Source organism: Streptomyces sp. NPDC020898, from assembly GCF_044333925.1.
Taxonomy (GTDB): domain Bacteria; phylum Actinomycetota; class Actinomycetes; order Streptomycetales; family Streptomycetaceae; genus Streptomyces.
Genome location: NZ_JBIRRV010000004.1, coordinates 351,885 through 368,741, shown reverse-complemented (window position 1 = coordinate 368,741; position 16,857 = coordinate 351,885). Strand labels below are relative to the sequence as shown.

15 protein-coding genes are annotated in these 16,857 nt (G+C 71.9%); 4 read left to right on the top strand and 11 right to left on the bottom strand.

What is annotated here, in order from left to right:
• Nucleotides 1–52: 52 nt before the first annotated feature.
• Nucleotides 53–1,105, top strand: a complete 1,053-nt coding sequence (locus tag ACH4TV_RS16080) for an ATP-binding cassette domain-containing protein (protein ID WP_398398365.1) — start codon at nt 53–55, stop codon at nt 1,103–1,105.
• Complete coding sequence (locus ACH4TV_RS16075; RefSeq protein ID WP_398398363.1) at nt 1,102–1,953, top strand: ABC transporter permease; 852 nt, start codon at nt 1,102–1,104, stop codon at nt 1,951–1,953. The genes ACH4TV_RS16080 and ACH4TV_RS16075 overlap by 4 nt, the downstream gene beginning before the upstream one ends.
• 1 nt (nt 1,954) lies before the next feature.
• Here ACH4TV_RS16075 and ACH4TV_RS16070 read toward each other — a convergent pair whose 3' ends face one another.
• From ACH4TV_RS16070 to pdhA, 6 genes are read right to left on the bottom strand one after another with little or no spacing between them, the layout of a single operon-like run.
• A complete protein-coding gene (locus ACH4TV_RS16070; protein ID WP_398398361.1) occupies nt 1,955–3,061 on the bottom strand; it encodes a potassium channel family protein in 1,107 nt (368 codons plus the stop codon).
• Nucleotides 3,062–3,098: 37 nt separating this feature from the next.
• Nucleotides 3,099–4,613: a molybdopterin molybdotransferase MoeA gene (locus ACH4TV_RS16065; protein ID WP_398398359.1), complete on the bottom strand. Its 1,515-nt coding sequence runs from the start codon at nt 4,611–4,613 to the stop codon at nt 3,099–3,101.
• Complete coding sequence (locus ACH4TV_RS16060) at nt 4,610–5,536, bottom strand: NTP transferase domain-containing protein (RefSeq protein ID WP_398398357.1); 927 nt, start codon at nt 5,534–5,536, stop codon at nt 4,610–4,612. Before ACH4TV_RS16060 ends, ACH4TV_RS16065 begins: the two co-directional genes overlap by 4 nt.
• Before the next feature lie 55 nt (nt 5,537–5,591).
• Nucleotides 5,592–6,884 (bottom strand): dihydrolipoamide acetyltransferase family protein, encoded by a 1,293-nt coding sequence (locus ACH4TV_RS16055; RefSeq protein WP_398398355.1) that lies wholly within the window; start codon nt 6,882–6,884, stop codon nt 5,592–5,594.
• Nucleotides 6,884–7,888 carry an alpha-ketoacid dehydrogenase subunit beta gene (locus ACH4TV_RS16050; RefSeq protein ID WP_398398353.1) on the bottom strand — a complete coding sequence of 335 codons (1,005 nt, stop codon included), beginning with the start codon at nt 7,886–7,888 and terminating at the stop codon, nt 6,884–6,886. Before ACH4TV_RS16050 ends, ACH4TV_RS16055 begins: the two co-directional genes overlap by 1 nt.
• Nucleotides 7,885–9,021: a pyruvate dehydrogenase (acetyl-transferring) E1 component subunit alpha gene (gene pdhA, locus ACH4TV_RS16045; protein WP_398398351.1), complete on the bottom strand. Its 1,137-nt coding sequence runs from the start codon at nt 9,019–9,021 to the stop codon at nt 7,885–7,887. Before pdhA ends, ACH4TV_RS16050 begins: the two co-directional genes overlap by 4 nt.
• Nucleotides 9,022–9,211: 190 nt before the next feature.
• Here pdhA and ACH4TV_RS16040 point away from each other — a divergent pair, with 190 nt between their 5' ends.
• Nucleotides 9,212–9,697 (top strand): Lrp/AsnC family transcriptional regulator, encoded by a 486-nt coding sequence (locus ACH4TV_RS16040; protein ID WP_398398832.1) that lies wholly within the window; start codon nt 9,212–9,214, stop codon nt 9,695–9,697.
• Nucleotides 9,698–9,726: 29 nt separating this feature from the next.
• Here the strand turns inward: ACH4TV_RS16040 and ACH4TV_RS16035 are convergent, their stop codons facing one another.
• Nucleotides 9,727–10,317, bottom strand: a complete 591-nt coding sequence (locus ACH4TV_RS16035; protein WP_398398349.1) for a TetR/AcrR family transcriptional regulator — start codon at nt 10,315–10,317, stop codon at nt 9,727–9,729.
• Nucleotides 10,314–11,828, bottom strand: a complete 1,515-nt coding sequence (locus tag ACH4TV_RS16030; protein ID WP_398398347.1) for a 3-hydroxyacyl-CoA dehydrogenase — start codon at nt 11,826–11,828, stop codon at nt 10,314–10,316. The genes ACH4TV_RS16035 and ACH4TV_RS16030 overlap by 4 nt, the downstream gene beginning before the upstream one ends.
• 149 nt (nt 11,829–11,977) lie before the next feature.
• Here ACH4TV_RS16030 and paaN point away from each other — a divergent pair, with 149 nt between their 5' ends.
• On the top strand, nt 11,978–13,684 hold the full coding sequence (paaN, locus tag ACH4TV_RS16025) for a phenylacetic acid degradation protein PaaN (RefSeq protein ID WP_398398345.1): 1,707 nt from the start codon (nt 11,978–11,980) through the stop codon (nt 13,682–13,684).
• Here the strand turns inward: paaN and ACH4TV_RS16020 are convergent.
• Genes ACH4TV_RS16020 through ACH4TV_RS16010 form a run of 3 tightly spaced genes read right to left on the bottom strand, consistent with a single transcriptional unit; the run spans nt 13,681 to nt 16,576 of the window.
• Complete coding sequence (locus tag ACH4TV_RS16020) at nt 13,681–14,478, bottom strand: TrmH family RNA methyltransferase (protein ID WP_398398343.1); 798 nt, start codon at nt 14,476–14,478, stop codon at nt 13,681–13,683. The two genes, paaN and ACH4TV_RS16020, sit on opposite strands and share 4 nt — an antisense overlap.
• Complete coding sequence (locus ACH4TV_RS16015) at nt 14,475–15,740, bottom strand: HTTM domain-containing protein (protein ID WP_398398341.1); 1,266 nt, start codon at nt 15,738–15,740, stop codon at nt 14,475–14,477. Before ACH4TV_RS16015 ends, ACH4TV_RS16020 begins: the two co-directional genes overlap by 4 nt.
• Entirely contained in the window at nt 15,737–16,576 is an 840-nt protein-coding gene (locus ACH4TV_RS16010; protein ID WP_398398339.1) for a DUF5819 family protein, read from the bottom strand. The genes ACH4TV_RS16015 and ACH4TV_RS16010 overlap by 4 nt, the downstream gene beginning before the upstream one ends.
• Nucleotides 16,577–16,857 lie beyond the last annotated feature (281 nt).

The window sequence follows — 16,857 nt, the reverse complement described above, 5'->3', positions numbered from 1 at the left end:
TCTCCCCTCGCGTAACCCCGTACGCGCAAGGACTCCGGAAGGACCCTGAGACATGAGCCCACAGGCAGCCACAGCAGGCAGGGCGGCCGAGGCGCCGGACATCGCGATCGAGACCGCCGGTCTGGTGAAGACGTTCGGCGACACCCGGGCCGTCGACGGCGTCGACCTCACCGTGCCCACCGGCACGGTCTACGGGGTCCTCGGGCCGAACGGCGCCGGCAAGACGACCACCGTGAAGATGCTGGCCACCCTGTTGCGACCCGACGGCGGCGAAGCGCATGTCTTCGGCCACGACGTCGTCCGCGAGGCCGACACGGTACGCGGCAGGGTGAGCCTCACCGGCCAGTACGCGTCCGTCGACGAGGACCTCACCGGCACCGAGAACCTGATGCTGCTCGGCCGGCTCCTCGGCCACCACAAGCGGACCGCCCGCGAGCGTGCCGCCCAGCTCCTGGAGGCCTTCGGGCTCTCGGACGCGGCGGCGAAGCAGGTCAAGCACTACTCGGGCGGTATGCGGCGCCGTATCGACATCGCCGCGTCCATCCTCAACACCCCCGACCTGCTCTTCCTCGACGAGCCGACGACGGGCCTCGACCCGCGCAGCCGCAACCAGGTGTGGGACATCGTGCGCGCGGTCGTCGCCCAGGGCACGACGGTGCTGCTGACCACGCAGTATCTGGACGAGGCCGACCAGTTGGCGTCCCGGATCGCCGTCATCGACAAGGGCAAGGTGATCGCCGAGGGCACCAAGGGCGAGCTGAAGGCGTCCGTCGGCGCCGGATCCGTCCATCTGCGGCTGCGCGACCCTGCACAGCGGCCACAGGCGGAGGAGGTGCTGCGGCGGGCCCTCGACGCACCGGTGCAGCGCGACCCCGATCCGGTGGCGCTGACGGCCCGCATGGGTACGTCGGGCAGCGACACCGCGGCCGAGCAGGCGGCGCGCGCGCTCTCCGAACTGGCCCGTTCCGGCATCACCGTCGACAACTTCTCCCTGGGACAGCCCAGCCTGGACGAGGTCTTCCTCGCCCTCACCGGACACGACACGCAGGCCGGCTCCCCGACTGACTCCCCGGCCGACTCCATGGAAGGCGAGGCTGCGGCATGAGTACCGCGACCACCACCACCGAGAACAGGGAACTCGCCCCGGTCAGCACCGATTCGCTCGCCGCGCTGCTCATCGCCAAGGACCGGCCGCCGCGCCCCAGCGCGCTCTCGGCGTCCCTCACCTTCGGCTGGCGCGCGATGCTCAAGATCAAGCACGTCCCGGAGCAGCTCTTCGACGTCACCGCGTTCCCGATCATGATGGTGCTGATGTACACGTACCTGTTCGGGGGCGCACTGGCCGGCTCCCCGGGCGAGTACATCCAGTTCCTGCTGCCGGGCATCCTGGTGATGTCGGTCGTGATGATCACGATGTACACGGGCGTCTCGGTCAACACGGACATCGAGAAGGGCGTCTTCGACCGCTTCCGTACGCTGCCGATCTGGCGGCCGTCGGTGATGGTCGGCTATCTCCTCGGCGACGCCCTGCGCTACACCATGGCGTCCGTGGTGATGCTGACGGTCGGCATCATCCTGGGCTACCGCCCCGACGGCGGAGTGGTGGGCGTGGCCGCCGGCATCGCCCTGCTCCTGGTCTTCTCGTTCGCGTTCTCGTGGATCTGGACGATGTTCGGGCTGATGCTACGCACGGAGAAGTCGGTGATGGGCGTCAGCATGATGGTGATCTTCCCGCTGACCTTCCTGTCGAACGTCTTCGTCGACCCGAGCACCATGCCCGGCTGGCTCCAGGCCTTCGTCAACAACAGCCCGATCACCCATCTGTCGTCGGCGGTGCGGGAGTTGATGGCCGGCGAGTGGCCGGCCGCCGAGATCGCCTGGACGCTGGGGTGGGCGGGGCTGCTCGTGCTGGTCTTCGGGCCGGTGACGATGCGGCTCTACAACCGCAAGTAGCTCAGTCCTGCGGGAGTTTGCGGACGTCGGGCGCGACATGGGCGCCCGGCGTCGCCCGCACGATGGTGATGAGCCGGTCGGCCACCTGGAGCTGACCGATGGACGGATCGTCGTATCCCAGCACGCGATGCCCGCGTACGACGCTCACGACGAGGTCGTCCGTCTCGCGCGGCCCCTTGCCCACCTCGGCTTTTATGACCGGCCGTTCGACGATGTCGAGCCCGCTGCCCTGCTGGATGAGGTCCTCCATGACCATGCCGGCGGCGGGGCTGAGCACGGACAGCCCGAGCAGCCGCCCGGCCGCGCTCGCGCTCGTGATGACGGCATCGGCGCCGGACTGCTTGAGCAGCGGCGCGTTCTCCTCCTCGCGCACGGCGACCACGATCTTGGCCTGGCGGTTGAGCTGCCGGGCGGTCAGCGTGACGAGCACGGCCGTGTCGTCGCGCTGGGTGGCGATGATGATCTGCCGTGCCTTCTGGAGCTCGGCCCGCAGCAGTACGTCACTGCGTGTGGCGTCCCCGACCACTCCGGCGTACCCCTCGGCGGTGGCCGCGTCCACGGCTTTCGCGCTCGGGTCGACGACCACGACCTGTTCCTTCTTCAGCCCGGTGGTGCAGACGGTCTGTACGGCCGACCGCCCCTTGGTCCCGAACCCGATGACAACGGTGTGATCTCGCAAGGCCGCCCTCCAGCGGTTCTGCCGCCACTCCTCGCGCGTGCGTTCCGTGAGGACTTCGAGAGTCGTGCCGACCAGGATGATCAGGAAGAGCACGCGCAGCGGTGTGATGACGAAGATGTTGGTGAGCCGGGCGGCGTCACTGACGGGCGCGATGTCGCCGTATCCGGTGGTGGAGAGGGTGACGGTGGCGTAGTAGAAGGCGTCGAGAAGGTCGACGGAACCGTCGGTGTTGTCGCCGTAGCCGTCGCGGTCGGCGTAGACGATGAACGCGGTTCCGACCAGCACCAGCAGCGCCATCGCGACACGTTTGGCGACCTGACGGATCGGCCGTTCCACCACTGTCCGGGGAAGTTTCACCCGGTGGGTCACCAGATGCTCGTCCGCCTGACGGGCGATCGTGTCGTGGCCCGGCAGTTTCACGTGAAACATCCTCCCCTGTGGTGAACGCCGTTCCGACCTGAATGTTTCACGTGAAACACACCCCGGCTTCGGCGGCTGCCGACCAGGGAAGGTCGAGGAGTTCCAGTTCCTGGCCGGGGCGTGCGCCACCGGGCGGTACGACCGCGAGGGCCTCGGCCGCCGCGATGCCGCGCAGCATGGCCGGACCGTTGTAATGCAGCGGCACGGCCCGGTCGCCGCGCAGGACGACAGGGATGAGCCGGGTGTCGTGCGGGTGCCCGTGCACCTCGCCCTTGAGCGGCAGCGTGTACGGCTCCGGCGCCGTCCGTCCCGCGAGGGTCCGCAGCAGGGGCTCGGCGAGGGTGAGCAGCCCGGAGACGGCGGCCAGCGGGTTGCCGGGCAGCCCTACGAGGTGCTGGTTCTCCTTGATCCGGGCCAGCAGCATGGGGTGGCCGGGGCGCACCTGGACACCGTTCACCAGCAGCTCGGCGCCGAGGCGGCGCAGGGTGGGGTGGACATGGTCGACAGGTCCGGCGGCGGTGCCACCGGTGGTGACGACGATCTCGGCGGGGGAGTTCTTCAGTGCCTCGTACAGCGCCTCGGCGTCGTCCCCGAGCTTGCGTACGGCGATGACGTCGGCGCCGAGCAAGCGCAGCCAGGGCGGCAGCATCGGGCCGAGCGCGTCCCGGATCAGACCGTCGTGCGGCAGCCCCTCGGTGAGCAACTCGTCGCCCAGGACGAGGACTTCGGCACGGGGGCGGGGGATCGCGGCGAGCGTGTCGTACCCGGCGGCGGCGGCGAGCCCGAGCACGGCCGGGGTCACGAAGGTGCCGGTGGGCAGCAGTTGGTCACCCGAGCGGCACTCCTGGCCCCGCGGCCGGATGTCCTGGCCGTGGCTCACGTCCCGGGTGGCGTGCAGTCGGCCCTTGTCGTCGGTGCGGCCGTGCTCGCTGCGCAGTACGGCGGTCGTGTCGCGCGGGATACGGGCGCCCGTCGCGATCCGTGCCGCCTCGCCGTCGGTGAGCGGCTCGGGCTGTGCGTGCCCGGCGAGCACACCGACCTCGCGCACGTCCCAGGGGCCGGGGCCGGCCACCGCCCAGCCGTCCATCGCGGAGGTGTCGAACGAGGGGAGGTCGGTGAGGGCCGCGAGGGGAGCGGCGAGGACCAGGCCCAGGGCCGAGCCGAGGGGGACGGAGACGGGGGCCGCGGCGGTACGGGGGACCTGGCGGGCGGCGCGCTCGGCGATGACGCGGGCCTGGGGCCAGGGCGTGGCCCGGGGTCGCTCGGGGCCGGCGGAAGCGGCGGTGGGGGTGGAGGCGGCGTCCGGGCCGGTGCCGGGGCCCGAGCGGTCGGCCTCCACGTCGTAGACGCCGTCGCCGGCACCGGCAGCGGGGCGGCCGCCCGGGGCTCCGGGAGCGTCGCCCTGGTGTTCGCCCTCCCCCACGGGGGTCGGTACCGCGGCGCCCTCGGGGTTCGGGCCGTTGCCCTGCCTGCCGTTGCTGTTGCCTTCCTTCACGAGAGCGAGCGCCTCCTCGGCGCCGAGGTCGTCCAGGCCGTCGGAGGCGAGGCCGCCGGGGGTCATCCGGCGTCCGGGCGGCTGTCGGGTGCCTGGCCCGCATCGGGCCCGGCATCGGCGGCAGCGGCCTCGTCGGCCCAGCGCAACGCGAGGGCGACGGCCTTGCGGGTGGCCTCGGCGACAGCTTCCGGGCCTCCCCCGGCCCGGCCCGCCGCGTAGCCGACGAGGAACGTCGTCAGCGGGGCGGCCGGCCTGGCCACTCCGTGCGCGGCGTCACGGGCGAGGTCGAGGAGGAGGGTGGTGTCGACGTCGAGGTCGATGCCCAGTTCGTCCTTGGCTGCGGAAATCCATTCGTCCAACACGTGCCCATGCTCCCTGATGCGTGCTCTGGCGGCGGCGATGTCGTCCCAGGTGTCGCAGTCGAAGGACGCGACGGGGTCGGACACACGGGTGAGTTCGAGCGCGCCGGTCAGCCGGCGCAGCGGCAGCCCGGTGAGTCCGCCGTGTTCAAGGGCGAGCGCGCTCAGCTCCCGGCGCAGCGCGGACGCCCGGTACGCGGCCACGAGCGGCTGGTCCCGGCCGCCGGTGTCGGTGAGCAGCGCCCCCTCGGCGCCGCTCGTCCGCAGGGCGCCGAGGAGCCCTCGTACCGTCGCCGGTTCGAGGAACGGGAGATCGGCGGAGAGTACGACGACGTGCGCGGCCTTCGTGTGTCGCAGGCCCGCGTCGAGCGCGGCCACGGGTCCGCCGCCCGGCGGGTCCTCGTGGGCCCAGGTCACGGGTCGTGCGGTGGGCCGGGGGCCGGCCACGACCACGGTGGTGCCGGCGTCGGCGCAGGCGGCGAGCACCCGGTCGAGCAGCGCGCGCCCGCCCACCCGCACGCCGGGCTTGTCGGCGCCGCCGAGCCGCCGGGCGGCCCCGCCCGCGAGCACGACGGCGTCGTAGCCGTCGATGCCGGGGGTCCCGGAGGGCTGGGGCTCGTAGGCGGTCACCCTCCGAGTATGCGGGCCGCCGCCGATCACAGGGAACGTCTGCGCGCCACCCTGATCACAGTGTGCGCAGCAGCACCGCCGGTTGTTCGACGCAGTCCGCCACATAGCGCAGGAAACCGCCCGCCGTACCGCCGTCGCACACGCGGTGGTCGAAGGTGAGCGACAGCTGGACGACCTGGCGCACCGCCAGCTCGCCCTCGTGCACCCACGGCTTGGGGACGATCCGGCCGACGCCGAGCATGGCCGCCTCGGGGTGGTTGACGATCGGTGTGGAGCCGTCGACACCGAACACGCCGTAGTTGTTCAACGTGAAGGTCCCGCCGGTGAGTTCGGCGGGCGTGAGGGTGCCGGTGCGGGCCGCCTCGGTCAGCCGCGCCACCTCCGCGCTCAGCGACTCGGTGTTCCTCGTGTGCGCGTCCCGTACGACGGGGACGACGAGTCCGCGCTCGGTCTGCGCGGCGAAGCCGAGGTGGACGCGGTCGAGCCGGACGATCTCCCTGGCCTCCAGGTCGACCGTCGAGTTCAGCTCGGGGTACCGGGCGAGCGCGGCGGTGCAGACACGGGCGAGCAGGGCGAGGAGGGAGATCTTCGGGCCCGAGGCTCCGTTCATGTGCACGCGCGCGTGCATCAGTTCCGTCGCGTCGGCGTCCACCCAGCAGGTCGCGTCCGGGATCTCACGCCGGCTGCGGGAGAGCTTGTCGGCGACGGCACCGCGGATGCCCTTGAGGGGGACGCGGGTGCCCTCTGTGGGGGCGGAGACAGGGGGCGCGGCAGGAACTGGAGCCGGGGACCCGGGCCGCGCGGTGTCGGTGCCGGTGCGCAGGGCGTGCTCCACGTCGGCGCGCAGGATCAGTCCGTTGGGCCCGGTGCCCGCCAACTCCCGCAGATCCAGGCCGTTCTCGCGGGCGAGCCGGCGGACGAGCGGCGAGATGACCGGTACGGGGCCCTCCTTGAGGGCCACCGGAGCAGCAGGCGCAGCGGCGGGCGCCGCCTGTTCCCGCCGTACCCTCCGCCGTCGCGCCGGCGCCTCGGACGTGCCGTACCCCACCAGCACGTTGCCGGAGCCCCGGTCCGCGTCACCGGCGGGGTCGGGGTGGGCCGGGGTGCCTACCGCGACCGTCACCAGGGGCGCCCCGACGGGGAGTTCGGTGCCCTCCTCGCCGAAGCGGGCGGTGACGACGCCTCCGTACGGACACGGGACGTCGACCATCGCCTTGGCCGTCTCGACCTCGACGACCGGCTGGTCCACGGCGACGACCTCGCCGACCTCGACCAGCCAGCGCACGATCAGTGCCTCGGTGAGCCCCTCGCCGAGATCGGGGAGCCTGAACTCCAGTACCTGTGCCATCAGCGTTCCGCCTCCCATTGCAGCCGCCCGACAGCGTCCAGGACTCGGTCGACGCCGGGCAGGTGGTGCCGTTCCAGCATCGGCGGCGGGTACGGGATGTCGAACCCGGCGACGCGCAGCACCGGCGCCTCCAGGTGGTGGAAGCAGCGCTCCGTGACGCGGGCCGCGATCTCCCCGCCCGGGCCGCCGAAACCGCCCGACTCATGGACGACGAGGGCCCGCCCGGTCCGCCGTACCGAGGCGCACACCGTCTCGTCGTCGAACGGAACCAGGGAACGCAGGTCGACGACCTCCAGGTCCCAGCCCTCCGCTTCGGCCGCCCGCGCCGCCTCCAGGCAGACGGGCAGGGACGGCCCGTACGTGATCAGGGTGGCGCTGCGGCCCGGGCGCCGCACCACCGCGCGTCCTATCGGTTCAACGGCCGACGGCTCGTCCGGGTTCCAGGAATCCTTCGACCAGTACAGACGCTTGGGCTCCAGGAAGACCACCGGGTCGTCGGAGGCGATGGCGGCCCGCAGCAGGCCGTACGCGTCAGCGACCGTGGCGGGCGTGACGACATGGAGCCCCGGAGTCGCCATGTAGTACGCCTCGGAGGAGTCGCTGTGGTGTTCGACGCCGCCGATGCCGCCGCCGTAGGGCACGCGGACGGTGATCGGCAGGGGCATGGCACCGCGCGTGCGGTTGCGCATCCGGGAGACGTGCGAGATCAGCTGCTCGAACGCGGGGTAGGCGAACGCGTCGAACTGCATCTCGACGACCGGGCGAAGGCCGTACATCGCCATGCCGACGGCCGTTCCGAGGATGCCCGCCTCGGCGAGCGGGGTGTCCGTGCAGCGGTCCTCGCCGAACTCTTTCGCGAGACCGTCGGTGACCCGGAAGACCCCGCCGAGGGTGCCGACGTCCTCGCCCATGACGTGCACGGTCGGGTCGGCGGCCATGGCGTCGCGCATCGCGCGCGTGAGGGCCTGCGCCATGGTGGCGGGCTTGAGGGCGACGGTGGTCATCGGTGCGCCCCGTCCGCCTCGGCTTCGAGCTCGGCCCGCAACTGGGCCCGCTGCTCGCGCAGTTGAGGGGTCGGCTCGGCGTACACCTGGGAGAACAGGTCCATGGGGTCGAGCACCGGGTCCTGGTTCATCCGGGCGCGCAGGTCGGCGGCGAGGGCCTCGGCGTCGTCGCGGGCGGCCCGGATGCCGTCCTCGTCGAGCAGCCCGCGCGCGGTGAGCTCCTGTTCCAGGAGCACGATCGGGTCGTGCTCGCGCCAGGTGGCGACCTCGGACTCGGCCCGGTAGCGCTTGTCGTCGTCGGCGTTGGTGTGCGCCTCCACGCGGTAGGTCACCGCCTCGACCAGCGTGGGACCGCCACCCGCGCGCGCGTGCCGCACGGCGTCGCCCAGCACCTCGTACACGGCGACCGCGTCGTTGCCGTCGACCAGGCGGCCCGGCATCCCGTAGCCGACGGCCTTGTGGGCCAGCGACGGGGCGGCGGTCTGCTTGGCGAGCGGGACGGAGATCGCGAAGCCGTTGTTCTGGACCAGGAAGACAACCGGCGCCTGCCACACGGCGGCGAAGTTCAGCGCCTCGTGGAAGTCGCCCTCACTGGTGCCGCCGTCGCCGACCAGAGCCAGCGCGACCACGTCGTCACCCTTGAGACGCGCGGCGTGCGCGAGCCCGACGGCGTGCGGCAGCTGCGTCGCGAGCGGCGTACACAGGGGCGCCACCCGGTGCTCACGCGGGTCGTACCCGGTGTGCCAGTCACCGCGCAGCAGCGTCAGCGCCTGTACGGGGTCCACGCCCCGGGCGACGGCGGCGAGCGTGTCCCGGTAGCTGGGGAACAGCCAGTCGCGGTCCTCCAGGACGAGCGCGGCGGCCACCTCGCAGGCCTCCTGGCCGACACTGGACGGATACACGGCGAGCCGGCCCTGCTTGGTGAGGGCGGTGGCCTGCGCGTTGTACCGGCGCCCGCGCACCAGCTGCGCGTACAGCCGGCGCAGCAGCCCCGGGTCCGCCTGCGCCGCCTTCTCGGTGCCGAGGACGCGGTACGGAGCCGCGTCGGGCAGCAGCGGCGCGGGGTCGGTGCGGGGCTGCCAGGCGGGCGGCGGCGTTGGCCGGTATGCGCCCCGCTGCTCCATGACCGTCATGACGGCACCTCCTCGTGGGAGACGGCTTCGGACGCACCACGGATGTGAGGCGTCTCACCTACCGATTGTTCGGTCGTCGGCACAATTTGGCTACAGGCACCGCCAGGCTGTGGACAAACGGTTCTCCACAACCTGAGATGGACGCAGTACGTCCATGGTAGGGAGGCGGGGGGACATGGCACCTGAACAAATGGCCGAACGCCCGGACGGCGGCCCGGCCCTGCCACCCCCTCGCCCGCTGGACGCGATCGATCAGGACATCCTCCAGATGCTCCAGGCCGACGGCCGCGCCTCGATCCGGTCCGTGGCCGAACGCGTCCACGTCTCGCGGGCCAACGCCTACGCACGCATCAACCGCCTCATCGAGGACGGCGTGATCCGCGGCTTCGGCGCCCGCGTGGACCACGAACGCGCTGGGCAGGGCACCTCCGCCTACATCACGCTGAAGATCGTGCAGAACTCCTGGCGCACGGTCCGCGAGCAGCTGAGACTGCTCCCCGGAGCGGACCACATCGCCCTGGTGGGCGGCGACTTCGACGTACTCCTGCTGGTCCACACACCCGACAACAAGGCGCTGCGCGAGCTGGTGCTGACCCGCCTCCAGGCGATCCCGGAGGTGCTCAGCACGCGCACACTGCTGGTGTTCGAGGAGGAGGACCTGGAGCCGGAGGGCTGAGTCCGCCCTACCGACTGGCACAGGGTGACTCACTCCGGACTGCGCAGCCCCCCGAAGACCAGCCGCACCACCGCGTCGGAGACCTCCCGCTCACCCATGCCGCGCCCGTCGGGCCGGTACCACTCGACGACCGAGTTGATCATCCCGAAGACGAGCCGCGTCGCAAGCCGGACCTCCACGTCACCGCGTATGTCCCCCTCGGCCGCCGCGGCCTTGAGCAGGTCGGCGACCCGGTGGTCGAAGTCCCGGCGCCGTTCCAGGGCCTGGCGCTCGGTATCGGTGTTGCCGCGCACCCGCAGCAGCAGCGTCACGTACGGCAGTTCGGCGATGAGCACCTCGACCATGCGCCGCACGACGTACTCCAGACGCCCGGCGGCGGGCCCCACGCACGCGTGCTCCTCGTCGAGGATCCCGAAGAGCCCGTCCAGCGCCCGGTCCACGGCGCGGCGCAGCAGCTCCTCCTTGCCGGTGACGTGGTGGTAGATCGACGACTTGGAGATGCCCGCGGCCTTGGAGAGGTGCTCCATGGAGGTGCCGTCGTAGCCCCGCTCGTTGAAGACCTGGACGGCGACCTGGAGCAGCGTCTGCGGGGTGTACGTGTCGCGCTTGGCGGTGGTCATGGGGTGCCCTCCCGCTTGTCGGTGGCGTACGCGTGGCGGTAGAGCGCGAGGGACGGCGCGTACCGTCCGCTCGGGTCGCGCTGGTGCAGTTCGTCGAGGATCTCGTGCGCCCAGCTCCGGCCGAGCCTGCGGCTCCATTCGAAGGGCCCGAGCGGGTAGTTGACGCCGAGGCGCATCGCCGTGTCGACGTCCTCCTCGGTGGCGACGCCCTTGGCGACGGCGTCGTGCGCGAGGTCGACGATCCGGGCCACCGTGCGGGCGACGATCATGCCGGGGGTGTCCTGGAGGACGCTGACGTCCTTGCCGAGCGCCTGGAAGAGGCCGATGGCCTCGGCGAGGGTCTGCGGCTGGGTGTCCTGGGACGCGGAGAGGGCCATGCGGGTGGCCCGCCGGTAGTCGAGGGCCAGGTCGAAGTAGACGACGTCACGGAACTCGACGGAGGTCTGCCCGTCGGCGAGCACCAGCTGACCGCCGCTGGGCAGCACCAGCCGGGTCCCGTGGTCCTCCTCGTCCTCACGGACGGGGATGCCCGCCTCGCGGATCAGCGCGAGCAGCTCGGCGGCGGGGCCAAGGTCGCCCTCGGCGACGACGTACGCGGGCGCCTGGGCCTGCTCCGCGGTGTGCGGTTCGGCCGGCTCGGCGTCGTCGCCGTAGTCGTACCAGCCCTGCCCGGTCTTGCGGCCGAGCCGGCCCGACTCGACGAGCCGGCGCTGGGCGAGCGAGGGCGTGTACCGCACGTCCTGGAAGAAGGCCTGCCACACGGAGTGGGTGACGGCCTCGTTGACGTCCTGCCCGATGAGGTCGGTCAGTTCGAAGGCGCCCATCCTGAAGCCGCCGCACTCGCGCAGCACCGCGTCGATGGTGGCGGGGTCCGCGGACTGGGCCTCGTACGCCGCGAAGGCCTCCGCGTAGAAGGGCCGGGCGAGCCGGTTGACGATGAAACCGGGGGTGTCGGCGCAGGCCACCGGGGTCTTGCCCCAGGCGCGAGCCATCTCGTACGCGCGCGTGGCCGACGTGACGTCGGTGGCGAACCCGGAGACGACCTCCACGAGGGGCAGCAGCGGCGCCGGGTTGAAGAAGTGCAGGCCCACGAACCGGCCGGGGTTGCGCATGACGCCCCCGATGGCGGTCACGGACAGGGAGGAGGTGTTGGTGGCGAGCAGACAGTCGTCGTCGACCACGTCCTCCAGCGCGCGCATCAACTCCTGCTTCACGTCGAGCTGTTCGAGGACGGCCTCGACGACGAGGGAGCAGTCGGCGAGTTCGGCGAGGCTCCCGGCGGTGTGCAGCCGGCCTTGGGCGGCGTCCCGGTCGACCGCCGTCAGCCGGTCCTTCTCGACGAGCCTGTCGAGCCGCTCGCCGATCGCCCGGGCGGCCTCCTGGGCCCGCCCCGGAGCGGCATCGAACAGCCGTACGTGATGACCGGCGACCAGCGCGACCTGGGCGATGCCCTGGCCCATGGTGCCGGCGCCGACGACGGCCACGGGGCTGCTGAGGTCGAGTGCTGTCATGTGCGCGATCCTCCCGCACGGGGTTTTCCACAGATGCGGCGGACCCCCTTGTCCCGACCGATCGTTCGGTTACTCTAACTCTGTCATGTCTTTCGTGCCCAGGTCATGAGCTCGAAGAAGTGCTCTTGAGACGAGGAGATGGTTACCCCATGGCCGCCGAACTCACCGCGCACCAGCTGATCGCCCAGCACCGGCCCACCCTGGACCAGGCACTGGAAGCGATCCGCACGCGCGCGTACTGGTCCCCGCACCCCGAACACCCCAAGGCGTACGGGGCGGACGGCAGCCTGGACATGGCCGCGGGCAAGGCCGCCTTCGACGCCGTGCTGAACACCCGCCTCGACCTCGGCCAGCCCGGCACGGACGACTGGGTGGGCGCCGAGGTGTCCCCGTACGGCATCGGCCTGGGCGTCACCTACCCGCACGCGGACGTCGACGTGCTGCTGCCCGCCATGAAGGCCGGCCAGGGCGCCTGGCGGGACGCGGGCGCCGAGACCCGCGCGATGGTGTGCCTGGAGATCCTGAAGCGGATCAGCGGCCGGACGCACGAGTTCGCGCACGCGGTCATGCACACCAGCGGCCAGGCCTTCATGATGGCGTTCCAGGCGGGCGGCCCGCACGCCCAGGACCGCGGCCTGGAGGCGGTGGCGTACGCGTACGCGGAGCAGGTCCGCACCCCCGACTCCGCGGAGTGGACCAAGCCCCAGGGCAAGCGCGACCCGCTGGCCCTCACGAAGCAGTTCACGCCGGTCCCGCGCGGCATCGCCCTCCTCATCGGCTGCAACACCTTCCCCACGTGGAACGGCTACCCGGGCCTGTTCGCCTCCCTGGCCACGGGCAACGCGGTTCTCGTGAAGCCCCACCCGCGCGCGGTACTTCCGCTCGCGCTGACCGTCCAGATCGCGCGCGAGGTCCTGACGGAGACGGGCTTCGACCCGAACCTGGTGGCGCTGGCGGCCGAGCGCCCCGGCGAGGGCATCGCCAAGACCCTCGCCCTGCGCCCCGAGATCCGGATCATCGACTACACGGGCTCGACGGCGTTCGGCGACTGGCTGGAGGCCAACGCCCGCCAGGCGCAGGTCTACACGGAGAAGGCCGGCGTCAACACGGTGATCGTGGAGTCGACCGACAACTACAAGGGCCTGCTGTCGAACCTCGCGTTCGCTCTCTCCCTGTACAGCGGCCAGATGTGCACGACCCCGCAGAACCTCCTGATCCCCCGCGACGGCATCCGTACGGAGGAGGGCCACAAGTCGTACGACGAGGTGGTCACCGGCCTCGCCGCCGCGGTCGGCGGCCTCCTGGGCGACGACGCGCGGGCGAACGGGCTGCTGGGCGCGATCGTCAACCCCGACGTGAAGGCACGCCTGGAGGCGGCAGCCGGCCTCGGCGAAGTCGCCCTGGCCTCACGGGAGATCGCCAACCCGGACTTCCCGGACGCGGTGGTCCGTACACCGGTGATCGTGAAACTCGACGGCGCGCGGAAATACTGGGACGGGGCGGACTCCGAGGCCGCCTACATGAGCGAGTGCTTCGGGCCGGTCTCCTTCGCCGTCGCGGTCGACTCGGCGGCGGACGCGGTGGAGCTGCTGCGGCGGACGGTCCGGGACAAGGGCGCGATGACGGTCGGCGCGTACACGACCGACACGGAGTTCGAACAGGCCGTCCAGGAGGCCTGCCTGGAGGAGTGCGCCCAGCTGTCGCTGAACCTGACCGGCGGGGTGTACGTCAACCAGACGGCCGCCTTCTCCGACTTCCACGGCTCGGGCGGCAACCCGGCCGCGAACGCGGCGTTGTGCGACGGGGCGTTCGTGGCGAACCGGTTCCGGGTGGTGGAAGTGCGCCGCCAGGCCTAGAGGGCCGCGTTACCGGTGACGCTCCAGTGGTACAGCGTCATGGCCACGCTGGTCGCGAGGTTGTAGCTGGAGACCTGGGGGCGCATCGGGAGGGACACCAAGTGGTCGCCGCGCGCGCGTAGTTCGGGCGACAGCCCGCTGCGCTCGGAGCCGAAGGCCAGCACGGCGTCGTCCGGGAGCTTCAGCCCCCGGATGTCGTCGCCCTCCGGATCGAGGGCGAACACCGGCCCGGCGGGCAGCTCGGCCACCGTCAGCCGCTCCACGGCCGTCGCGAAGTGCAGCCCCGCTCCGGCGCGTACGACCGTGGGGTGCCAGGGGTCGAGCGTGCCGGTGGTGACGACCCCGGTGGCGCCGAAACCGGCCGCCAACCGGATCACGGCCCCGGCGTTGCCGAGGTTGCGCGGGTTGTCGAGGACGACGACGGGCGCGGTCCTGGGCGTGCGCGCGAGCGCCTCCAGGTTGGCCCCGCGGGAGGGCCGTACTGCCAGGGCGGCCACCCCGGTGGGATGCGGACGCGGCACGAAGGACCTGTACGTGGCTTCCGGGACCTCCACCAGGAGGGCGTCCAGGGTGTCCCGTACGTCCGGAGCCAGCTCGGCGGCGAGATCCAGCGTCGCCCGGCGGTCGGTGGTCACGGCGACCGGGACACGCGCGCCGAAACGGACGGCGTGCTTGAGGGCGTGGAAGCCGTCGAGCAGGACGGCGGTACCGGCGAGGCGGCGCCACTCGGCCGCCGACTCCGCCTCGGGGGCTGTCCCTGGGGCTGTCACCGGGTCCGTCGCTGCGTCCTTCATGCCTTAAAGCCTACGTGCGGGGGTCCCGCCTGCTCCTCCACCGCCGGCTCGTCGGCCTCCCCCGGGGTGCGCCGGTCCGGCGGCTTCGTACGGCCGTTCCCCGGCAGGCGGGCGAGCAGGCGTCCACGCGCGCGTGCCGCCCCGTCGCCGAGGCGGCGCAGGAAGGAGGTCGGAAGGAAGACCGCGTCCGCGGCGATCATCGCGAGCGAGAAGAAGGGCAGCCCCAGGACGACGGCGATCACGGCGTGCTCGGTCATCATCACGGCGAGCAGGACGTTCTTGACCCGCCGGTTGAAGAGCGTGAAGGGGAAGGCGACCTGCACGATCACCGTCCCGTATGTCACGAGCATCACCATCGTGCCGCTCGACGACATCAGGTCGGACAGGGCAGGCCACGGGGAGAAGTAGTCGAGGTGGAGCGGGTAGTAGACCGCGGTGCCGTCCTGCCAGCGCGAGCCCTGGATCTTGTACCAGCCGGCCGTCGCGTAGATCAGACAGGCCTCGGCCATGATCACGAAGAGGGCCGCGTTGTGGACGAGGTTGCCGACGATGTCGAGGAGCATCCGGGGCTCACCGCCCCGCCCACGGCGCTCCACGGCCCACCACACGCCCTGCGCCAGCCACATGCCCCAGAGGATCGTCGGCACCAGCCAGTCCCCGCCGAGCTTGCCTGCGGCGGTACCGGCGACGAGGAGGAGCCCGAGGACGGTCCAGAGCGCGGGGCCCACGCGGTCGGGGGCGGTTTCGGGAACGCGCGCGCGTGCCTCGCGCCTGCGCCGGGCGTCCAGGGACCACACCTGGCCGCAGCGCGTGAACACCAGGTAGAGGGACATCAGGTGCAGGACGTTGTCGCCGCCGTCGCCCACGAAGATGCTGCGGTTCTGGAGCGAGAGCACGCCGACCATGAAGACCACGGACAGGGTGCGGGTCCGCCAGCCGAGCAGGAGCAGGACACTGGCGAGCACGGCGAGCACGTAGACGAGCTCGAACCAGAGCTGGCTGCCGGACCACATGAGGACCGTGAACGCGCCGTTGTCCGCGATGAGCTGCTGGGAAAGATCCCAGCTCCAGGGCCCGTCGGGACCGTACAGCTCCTGCCGGTGCGGGAACTCGCGCAGCAGGAACAGCAGCCAGGTCGCGGAGAAACCGATACGGACGACGGCGGCCTGGTAGGGGCCCAGGGCGGTCTCGGTGACCCGGCCGATGCCGAGCGAGACGGAACGGGAGGCAGAGCGGGAGGCCGACAGCGCGAGGCGGGTCATGAGGCGTCCGCCTTCGTCGCGTCCGTCGCGCCTACCGCGCCTGCCGCCGCCGCGGGCGTCTCGTCGTCGGGGACGGGCCACCAGGGCAGTACGCGGTACGTGGGCTTGTCGGCCACCTGATCCTGGCTCCACTCGGGCGGTCGGACGTTCGTGCTGCGGGAGCGGACCTGGACGCGGTCGATCGTGCCGCCGGGGCCGGCCACGTCCTCGCGGTCGAGGCGCATGACGACGATGCGGCGCAGGTACTGCTCGGCGAGGACACCACGCAGGCCCGAGGGGCGGTTCTGGGCGTCGTGCGAGCCGACGAGGAAGTCCCAGGCCCGGCGCAGCTCGTTCTGCTGCGTGTGGCTCGGCAGCAGATTGCCCTTGATGGCCTCACCGTCCAGCGCGGAGAGGTCGTACCAGCCGGTCGTCCGGGCCTCGCCCTCCGCGGTGGCGACATCGGCGCGGACCTCGACAGCGATGTTCTGCTGAAGCGGGTTGGGGGCAAAGAGCTTCCAGTTCTGTTCGAACTCCGGGTAGATCCACTCGTCGATCGCCCGCGTGTGCTCCTTGCTGACCGTGTTCGAGGGCGCGACATGCAGGAAGACCATGCCGAGGTGGACACACGCGGCAACAGCGACGACCGCGACGGCGAGGGCGGCGCCTATCTGGTACGGGAGGGAGAGGGCCGCCAGTGCCGGGCGGGGGGCCTCCGGGGGGCCCGGGGGAGGCGCGGAGTCGTCCGGCGGGCCGGGCTCGGGCGGCGGCTGAGGGACGTCGGGCAGGGCGCCCTCGGCCTCGCCGGGCTCGTCGCGCCCGTGCCGGGCGTTCGGGCCTGCCTCGTACGCGTCCATTCCGCCCCGTCTCCCGATCCCCGGTCCCACTGCGGTCCGCCTGCCCACACACACCACGACACGGCGTGCGCACGGGCACGGTACTCACGGCCACCCGCCCCGCGCAGCCCCCTCCATAGACCCTGCACGACCGGCGAACGGCGCCCGCCTGCCCTGGACCGGAGAGTTATCCACAGCCGTTGACACCCTACGGCCCACCGCTGGATCATCGAATCAGCCGTACCGAACGATCGGTCGGTGACCGGACGTGGGGCGCCGATCAGAGCCACCCGTTCCCTTCT